Origin of the sequence: Eubacterium sp. CAG:156 (genome assembly GCF_000434315.1) — a bacterium.
Classification (GTDB): Bacteria; Bacillota; Clostridia; order Lachnospirales; family Lachnospiraceae; genus Eubacterium_U; species Eubacterium_U album.
Map to the genome: position 1 here is coordinate 1 of NZ_FR878125.1, position 5,978 is coordinate 5,978.

Genomic DNA, 5,978 nt, shown 5'->3' on the forward strand with positions numbered 1-5,978 from the left:
AAGGTAAAAGTATGGTTGCTATTATGCGACCTTTTGGTGAAATTGTTTCCACACCTTTTGAAATCAAACTGACCCACGAAAAACCTTATTTCAGGTAATGGACGCTTTAATCAAGACCAAACCATAGGATGATCCTGTGTATCAGTTCTTAGACAAGAAACGTGCTCAAGGTAAACCCTATTATGTCTATATAACGGCTGGTGCCAACAAGTTTCTAAGAATCTACTATGGACGAGTGAAAGAATATCTTTCATCTCTTCCAGAATCCTAATTATAACTACGATTTTCAGACCAGCACTAGTGTGGTGGTTTTATTTTGATACCTAATTTTCAACCTGTATAAAATTTTCAATGTTCTTTAGATTAGCCTTGACTTTTTATTTGCAGGCTACTACAGACAAAAGAGTTTTTATTTTATCATTTATTTTTATTCTTTTTTTTGCAATATGAACACCTATTGAGTTATCTGTAGAATTTGGTCCACTTAAAGATGTGTCATAAAATAATAAGTTTGCATGCGAGTTATACAATTTTTCTTCTTTATCAAAATCATATATACAACTGTATTCATCTTTAAATCCTATTTGATTATACACTTCTACGATATTTTTATTAAAATTTTTGGGTTCATCCTTACTATTAGGTGTCCCAAAACCAGCAAGAGCCATACTAATAGACATTGATGCTAAACTTGCATTATATGATGATGAATCTTCACTAAAATAACTGTCTCTATAGTAGAAATCAGTTGTTGTACTATTTCCACCAGTTCCCATTTCAAAAGGAAATTTACCATTAACTGTAACTTTTTTATCCGAATAATCATGATCTGAAATATTTACATTTACGTTGTCTATTTTGCATATGAATCCGTAGTTTTTTAAATCAAAAAATGTATTTGCGTAACCAGCTCCATCTTGTGATGAATCATTCCAAGTACCCAATGTTTTATACTTGTTTACAGAAGTATAATCTCCTGTAATGATATGACCATATCCTTCTATTATGTTATGATAATTATTAGGTTCATCATACGCCCAATTATTAAATAAAAATTCTTCATCAGTAATCCATGTCCATTCCTCATACTGAAAGTTTTCATATGTTCCAATCCAATAATTATTCATTAAATTTGCAGAATCTATTTTTTTAATTTCCTCTTCTATTTTTTCTTGTTCACCTGCCGATGTAATTGAACATAAATGCCCATTTTTTTCAATTTAAAATGGTTACATTAATGTCATATCCAATTTTCTTGTAATCTTCTATGATTTTCTTTTCTATTGCTCCATTCATCATTGAACGCAATCCTTCAACATTTTCCATTACCACATATTCTGGCTTAAGGCGTTCAACAATCTTCTTCATTTCCAAATACAAGCTATTTCTTTCATCAGTTATTACCCTGTTTCCCGACATTGAAAATCCTTGGCATGGGAATCCTCCAACCACCAAGTTTACATGTCTTTCTCCTATTTCATCATAAAGCTTTTGCTTAACTTCCTCTTCCCTTATGTCTCTAGTTTCTACGGTTTCATTGAATCCTTTTTGTTCAATGAAGTTGTATTTATATGTTTCCACTGCCGCATCCATTATTTCCACAGATGCCACAGGTGTAAAGCCAGCCATAAAAGAAGCATATTCTAACGTAATTTCAGCTAGAATATGCTTCTTTTTATTCTTCTCGCAATTTTATATTATGCTACCACAAAATCAACATCTTTCTATCAAGCGTAAATTGGTTCAAAATCATCTGCGCCATGTCCACAAACCGGGCATACATAATCTTTAGGCAACTCACTTCCTTCATATACATAATTGCAGATTTTACATCTCCAGCCTACTATTTTTCTTCCGTTACTTTCATCATCCTTTTTAGGCTTTGGTTTTATTTCATTTTGATATTGTGCATAAGTCAATGGTTCTTTTTCACTTAAAACTTTTGCATCTGTAACTTCTGCAATAAACAAAGTGTGTGTTCCAAGGTCATGCTTTTCAACAACCTTACCACTTATAACTGCACATGACTGCCATCCAAGATAAGGAATTCCTTCATTATCAGTTGGTGGTGTAATATTTGAGAACTTGTTCACATCTCTTCCTGATTGGAAACCAAAATGCTTTATAGACTCAAACGTACAATCACTATCTAAAATGCTAACTGCTAAAATTCCGCTCTTTTTAATTAATTCACATGTATAATTACTGTTAAGTACCGACACGGCTATTCTAACCGGATTATTAGCCACCTGAATACATGTATTTGTAATACATCCATTAACCACATCCCCTGCCTTAGTGGATACCATAAATACCCCATAAGTCAAGTTATAAATTGCCTTCTTATCCATATTAATTCCTCCAAATTTTATTTATGTTCACTGTTCTATTTAGTTATTCTGTATTTTCTCATTAGTGCCTTCTGGTATTCCTCATCATTTACTGCTTTTTCAAGTTCTTCATATTTATTTTCTTATATTAGCATTTTTATCAGCTTACTCATATCGTCTATTCCTTCTTTTCTTCCTTCTTCCTTTCCATTCCTATACTGCTGATTTAATTCCATCTGATATGACATATACTCTCGCCTCCATTGGTCATTTCTTTTGGCTTCAAACACTTTCTGATCAATTTTCTTAGCAAGTTTGCTTTCCGGTTCTTTGCCATCGAAATAATCTAATAATAATTTCAACTCTTTGCTTATGCCGCTTCTATCTCCCTTGGTATTTAAGAAAATTTTATGCGTTCCGTCATTTAATTTTAATTCCGGCCTATTAATACATATATTTTCAAATTCATACATACTTTTATTGCTTTCAAAAAAATCAAAAGTGCAAATAAAAATTACATAACTTGTATTAAGTATATCATATGCTTCACCTTTTTCAATCAGGTTTAAATCAATAATATCCTGATAATATCGTGATCTTTTAGGTAGTTCTTCATATTTTGTCGTTTGCATTTCTAAGTTAAAAACCGTATTTTCATCATCTTCAACATAATAAAAGGCGTTCTATGAAGCTATTACACCATAGAACGCCTTTTATTAACTTTTTAATCGTCTAATATATATATCAATTAACATTATTACCTATATCCCTATAATTGGTTAATCATAATATTCATATGATATTTTTTTCTTTTTCTATCATAAACAATATCTACATTTCCGATTATGTCTCTGTATTCAGAAAGAAAGCTTCTAATCTCGTTTATGTCTCTTGATACTGTTTTTTTAGATACATCATATTTGTAGGGTAACTCCTGAGTTGAAAATATTTGTCATTAATCCCCATATAAAATATATCTAAAATTCTATATTTTTTGTCAGGTAATTCCATAAATAAACACCTCACTCATATATTGATTTAGAAGTTATCATGCTAAGATTACCGTCTCAATTTCAAAATTGAAATTTAATCTAATTTAAATCCACTAAGTAAACTTCCTAAAGAAGTTCCAATACTTTCCACTTCCTGCATGTTGTTTTTTATTTCCTCTTCTTCCTGAATTCTTTTTTCTTCCAACAAATCTTTAATACTTAAACTTATCTTTCCGCCATCATTTTTAATAACTTTTGCCTTCACAATCTGTCCTACTTCCAGAGCTTCTTTTGGAGATTTAATATGATCCATGGAAATCTGTGAAATATGCACCAAACCTGTTACATCGTTTCCTAAGTCTACAAAAGCACCATATGGCTGAATAGATTCTACTTTTCCTTCAACAACAGAACCAACCTCTATCTTTGAAACAGCCATCTCTCGCTGCGCCTTTCTGGCAGCTGCACTTTCTTCACGAAGAATTTCTCTGGCTGATAAAACGAGTTTGTTTTTTTCCATATCCGCTTCAATAACACGAACTCTAATATCTCTGCCTAACCAATCATTTGTATCTTCCACATGATTAATATCTAATCTGCTAACCGGGATAAATCCTCGGACTCCTTCAACTAAAGCAATCACACCTTTATTTACAATTCCTGAAATTGTAACCGGCAGAATAGTTCCTGCCTCCTTATATTCATTAATCTTTTCCCATGCTAACAAAGTATCTGTATCATACTCTCCATTTCCCATATGTGCATAAGACTCTTCTAGTGCCTGTCCTAAATCTTCCATTCTTTCTATTTCATTTTCTGCTACATTGTCCATTGTTTTTTCTTCCATTGTGCTTCTCCTTTTCACAAATATTTATTTATCTGGAGTCATTGTACCATATTCTCATATAAGGTGCAAAAAGGAGTTTTGATTAGTTAAATAACGTTAATCTTAATTACATGAAATTATTTTACTCGTATTGGCTTAATCGTTAATCTAATAAAACTTATTTGTTAATTAAATAATTCTAATGATTTGCTCATACAAGCAAATACTTTCGCTATTAATAGCCTGATCAACATGCATATGTCCAAAGAAATGTTTTTTATAATTTGTAGTTGCCTTAATTTCTTCCAAATAGTTAGTCAAAACATCTGTCTCATACAATCCTACGCCTCCAATCAAATATAATTCTGATGTACTAGGACTATGACTGATAATATAATCTACTATATTATTATTTCTTTTTAATACATCCATTCCATGTTTCATTTCTTCCTCTGTTGGAAGTTCTTCTTTCCACCAGCTAATATCTTTTACTCTAAACCCATACTTGCCTTGTCTTTCTAATTCTTTAGCTTTTTCTTTCCAGTTATCTGGGCATAAAATGCCATCTGAAATATCATGACTGCTTGCCCCACCAAAAGCAAAGAATTTTCTACTTTCAATCGTAAATATAGGTTGAAGCTTGCTGTTAAAATTGATTACACACAATGCTTCCCTGTCTAAATCCCTTATATAGTCTCCAACTACCATTGCCACCTTTTCAGGAGAAGTAAGTTGTTCTTCAGATAACAGAGGTCGCTCATTAACAAGCCTAATCGATACCTGATTTATCTTTTCCATCTGTTACCACCTCAATTTTAACGACAAACTCTTCATCCTTGTTTAATTTTGAAATTTCACTCTTTATTATCTCCTCTAATTTCTTTTCAAAATCCACTACGACTATCTTCCACCTCTTTCTGTGTTTTCTCTTGCCCCAAGGTCCACATCATTTAGACTTTTGTTTATTGTGTCTGTTGCCAGTCTTAAAGTCCTTAAATCCTTGTCATATTGATAAACCTGATTTGAAAGTCGGTCGTTAATGTCCACCTGTTCCATGTTTACTTCATAAACCATTTCAGCAAGCTCCTCTGGTGAGCCAAAATCTGCTGACACCGCAATAACTTCATGAACACTTGAAGGTAAAATATATAAGTCACTGCCAACTCTTTCTGCTAATTCGTGAATAGGTTCTTCATATAACATTGATGCTGCGCCAAACAACTTACTTTCATTTGTAATGACATACATACAATTTTCATCAGGTGTTTCCTGCATCACTTCACTGAACTCCTTTTGCATTTCTTCATCAATTCCACTCTCACCAAATATCATTTCACCAATGACTTCATTCATATTCTTAATTGATACCGGAAATAACTCCTTTGTGTTTTTACTTGCAGCATTATATAAATCATTCTCTGTAAGACCTTCTTTTTCTGCCAAATCATTGTTAACAAGATTTGTATATGTTCCCATTGAATCTGACCCAATATTCCATCTGTATACTATTGCCAAATCTTCAAATTCTCTGTGTGGAACAGTATTTAACAGTTCCCTGTTCTGCTCAGCATTTATTAGAGAAAAGAAAACCTTGTCTTTTAATTTTGATGTATCCAAACATTCTTCCTTAATCTGACTGTTAAATGACTTAATTCCATATTCCATTGTTTCTGCTGCCATTCTTGCAATCTCCTCGTAATCACCTGTTTTCTCATATTTCTCATATAAGTCATTTACATACAATGTTGGTGTTGCATTTTTTAATCCCGGTATGTCCAACATATTCAAGCCATCAACCTCACGGTTGGTCTTATTAACTTTTCTGATTAC

At 32.3% G+C, this 5,978-nt stretch carries 7 protein-coding genes and 2 pseudogenes; 1 reads left to right on the top strand and 8 read right to left on the bottom strand.

Annotation, left to right across the window (positions count from 1 at the left end; translation table 11 throughout):
• Window positions 1-76: 76 nt before the first annotated feature.
• Window positions 77-271: pseudogene (locus tag ABMA45_RS01130) on the top strand (IS110 family transposase); the annotation flags it as partial.
• Between the two features lie 106 nt (window positions 272-377).
• On the opposite strand, the gene ABMA45_RS01135 reads toward ABMA45_RS01130, so the two are convergent.
• The 8 genes and pseudogenes from ABMA45_RS01135 to ABMA45_RS01170 all read right to left on the bottom strand — a co-directional run.
• A complete protein-coding gene (locus ABMA45_RS01135; protein WP_022088045.1) occupies window positions 378-1,127 on the bottom strand; it encodes a hypothetical protein in 750 nt (249 codons plus the stop codon).
• Window positions 1,128-1,215: 88 nt separating this feature from the next.
• Window positions 1,216-1,629: a DNA cytosine methyltransferase gene (locus tag ABMA45_RS01140; RefSeq protein ID WP_022088046.1), complete on the bottom strand. Its 414-nt coding sequence runs from the start codon at window positions 1,627-1,629 to the stop codon at window positions 1,216-1,218.
• Window positions 1,630-1,727: 98 nt separating this feature from the next.
• The gene (locus ABMA45_RS01145; protein WP_022088047.1) at window positions 1,728-2,351 is read right to left on the bottom strand and encodes a flavin reductase; all 624 of its coding nucleotides are present in this window, start codon (window positions 2,349-2,351) and stop codon (window positions 1,728-1,730) included.
• Between the two features lie 122 nt (window positions 2,352-2,473).
• Window positions 2,474-2,992: pseudogene (locus ABMA45_RS01150) on the bottom strand (Rpn family recombination-promoting nuclease/putative transposase); the annotation flags it as partial.
• Window positions 2,993-3,416: 424 nt separating this feature from the next.
• Window positions 3,417-4,169, bottom strand: coding sequence for a S1 RNA-binding domain-containing protein (locus ABMA45_RS01155; RefSeq protein ID WP_022088050.1), 753 nt, complete (start codon window positions 4,167-4,169; stop codon window positions 3,417-3,419).
• Between the two features lie 168 nt (window positions 4,170-4,337).
• Window positions 4,338-4,946: a hypothetical protein gene (locus ABMA45_RS01160; RefSeq protein WP_022088051.1), complete on the bottom strand. Its 609-nt coding sequence runs from the start codon at window positions 4,944-4,946 to the stop codon at window positions 4,338-4,340.
• Entirely contained in the window at window positions 4,918-5,043 is a 126-nt protein-coding gene (locus ABMA45_RS01165; protein ID WP_022088052.1) for a hypothetical protein, read from the bottom strand. Before ABMA45_RS01165 ends, ABMA45_RS01160 begins: the two co-directional genes overlap by 29 nt.
• A 5-nt stretch (window positions 5,044-5,048) precedes the next feature.
• Window positions 5,049-5,978, bottom strand: a 930-nt coding sequence (locus ABMA45_RS01170; protein ID WP_348029883.1) for a DUF5688 family protein, incomplete at its 5' end; no start/stop codon positions are given.

Coding starts and splice junctions, on each gene's coding strand:
- ABMA45_RS01155 (WP_022088050.1), bottom strand. CDS start 4,169: ATGGAAGAAAAAACAATGGACAATGTAGCAGAAAATGAAATAGAAAGA.
- ABMA45_RS01145 (WP_022088047.1), bottom strand. CDS start 2,351: ATGGATAAGAAGGCAATTTATAACTTGACTTATGGGGTATTTATGGTA.
- ABMA45_RS01135 (WP_022088045.1), bottom strand. CDS start 1,127: ATGAATAATTATTGGATTGGAACATATGAAAACTTTCAGTATGAGGAA.
- ABMA45_RS01160 (WP_022088051.1), bottom strand. CDS start 4,946: ATGGAAAAGATAAATCAGGTATCGATTAGGCTTGTTAATGAGCGACCT.
- ABMA45_RS01140 (WP_022088046.1), bottom strand. CDS start 1,629: ATGGCTGGCTTTACACCTGTGGCATCTGTGGAAATAATGGATGCGGCA.